This window comes from Vibrio sp. 1562 (assembly GCF_033340155.1).
Taxonomy (GTDB): domain Bacteria; phylum Pseudomonadota; class Gammaproteobacteria; order Enterobacterales; family Vibrionaceae; genus Vibrio; species Vibrio alginolyticus.
In genome coordinates, this window is sequence record NZ_JAWOVY010000074.1 from 1 (window position 1) to 1585 (window position 1585).

At 45.6% G+C, this 1585-nt stretch carries 3 protein-coding genes; 2 read left to right on the top strand and 1 reads right to left on the bottom strand.

Features of this window, described 5'->3' with window-relative positions:
• The first annotated feature begins 365 nt into the window (after window positions 1-365).
• Entirely contained in the window at window positions 366-632 is a 267-nt protein-coding gene (locus R7Z49_RS23225; protein WP_000212004.1) for a DUF1778 domain-containing protein, read from the top strand.
• The gene (locus tag R7Z49_RS23230; protein WP_258500909.1) at window positions 623-1129 is read left to right on the top strand and encodes a GNAT family N-acetyltransferase; all 507 of its coding nucleotides are present in this window, start codon (window positions 623-625) and stop codon (window positions 1127-1129) included. The genes R7Z49_RS23225 and R7Z49_RS23230 overlap by 10 nt, the downstream gene beginning before the upstream one ends.
• Window positions 1130-1169: 40 nt before the next feature.
• On the opposite strand, the gene traA is transcribed toward R7Z49_RS23230, so the two are convergent.
• The gene (traA, locus tag R7Z49_RS23235) at window positions 1170-1556 is read right to left on the bottom strand and encodes a TraA family conjugative transfer protein (RefSeq protein WP_023584042.1); all 387 of its coding nucleotides are present in this window, start codon (window positions 1554-1556) and stop codon (window positions 1170-1172) included.
• Between the last annotated feature and the right edge of the window lie 29 nt (window positions 1557-1585).

Below are 1585 nucleotides of genomic sequence, written 5' to 3' on the forward strand. Positions count from 1 at the left end.
GGAGTCCTCGTTAATGTAAATCGAGGCTCCAGTCTATGCAGTTGTCCTATGTGGACTCGGTTAGATAGATTGAAGAATTGGATGCCTTGCTAGGGTGCCACTTGTTGTTACGCACTATTAGTTCAGGTATAGCTTTCATTCTGGCAGCCTTACAGGCTTCCCCTCAAGTCATCTGGTTTAGCTGATTCCTTTTTTTCATACCTTAGGTGTTAATTTTTGCAATATTTTAAACCAGAAAGAGTGACATCCCCTCGAAATCAAACAGACCTACTCTCAAGTTTCATGCCCAACAATTCGTATATCCATTGACTACACGGAAAAGTCATTTAAACTGTGTATTAAATAGATATACAGAGGATGGTACCATGGCTACAAAGACAGCGCCAATCAACATGCGAGTACTGCCATCGGTAAGAGACATCATCGATGCCGCAGCAAGTTTAAAAAAAGTTGATAGAACCGTGTTCATTCAGCAAGCAGCGCTCAATGAAGCGCATAGTATACTGGCAGAACAGCGGGATTTTGTTCTAGAAGCAAAGGCTTTTGAAGCGTTTGATAACGAACTTCGTGCAGAGCCACAGACTCTTGAAGGTATGAAAGATCTGTTTAAGAGGAAAGCGCCTTGGGAATAAGTGCACCAACCCTCCTCACTGATGAGCACCAGCTTAATGCCTTTCAATGTGGCATTGAAGAGCTCGATAATTGGTTAAGAAAACAGGCGTTAAAGAGTCAAAAGCGGGGAACCGCGAGGGTGTATGTGGTCAATGACACTGACGCCCATCAAGTGGTCGGGTACTATGCCATTGCCATGGGATCGGTTTCCAGAGAGCAAGCTTTCAGTTCATTAAGAAGAAATAGTCCAGATCCCATTCCCATGGTGATTCTAGCCAGGCTTGGAGTAGATAACGCCTATCAAGGTCAAGGCATTGCGGCAGGTCTTTTAAAAGATTGTATCATTCGCTCAGTACAAGCAATGAACGCTGTCGGTGGAGCAGGAATCTTAGTCCATGCTATTGATGGTAGTGCGCAAACGTTCTACAAGAAATTTGGCTTCAAAGAATCGACGTTTGATCCTTTAGTACTCATGGCAAGGATCTGCGATATCGAAAAATCATTGTCGATAGACTGAGATGACGGCTCCCCTTTCACAAGAGAAGCCGTAAATATTATCAGGTGCCCAGTAAAACGGCGCTGATCGCTGGAACTGCTGTGCCAATGACTTCTTGAGTGCTGGCAACAACAGGTAAAGTTGCAGACATGACACTTTCAACGACTGTTGGCGTATTGTAGAGACCCATACCGCCACCAATGCCCAAGGCAAAAGCCATCAAGCTTTGGCGAGCGATACCGCCCACAATACCCACCAGTACCATGGCTCCCGCTACGATCCGTCCCAAAGTACCTTGGGTCCAGTCTTTTAGGGTATCCCACACATCGGTGAAAGCATCACCACCGGTGCCCGCAAATGAGGGCTCCGAAATCATTAACGCCATTAAACCAAGCGCACCAATGGTCATTAGGCGCTGAGTTTGAATGGTGCGAACTGCATTTGTCATTCGTTAGTTTCTCCGTAGATACTCAAGTT

Excerpts from the sequence above, each read along its gene's own strand:
- traA (WP_023584042.1), bottom strand. The coding sequence starts at position 1,556 with ATGACAAATGCAGTTCGCACCATTCAAACTCAGCGCCTAATGACCATT.
- R7Z49_RS23225 (WP_000212004.1), top strand. The coding sequence starts at position 366 with ATGGCTACAAAGACAGCGCCAATCAACATGCGAGTACTGCCATCGGTA.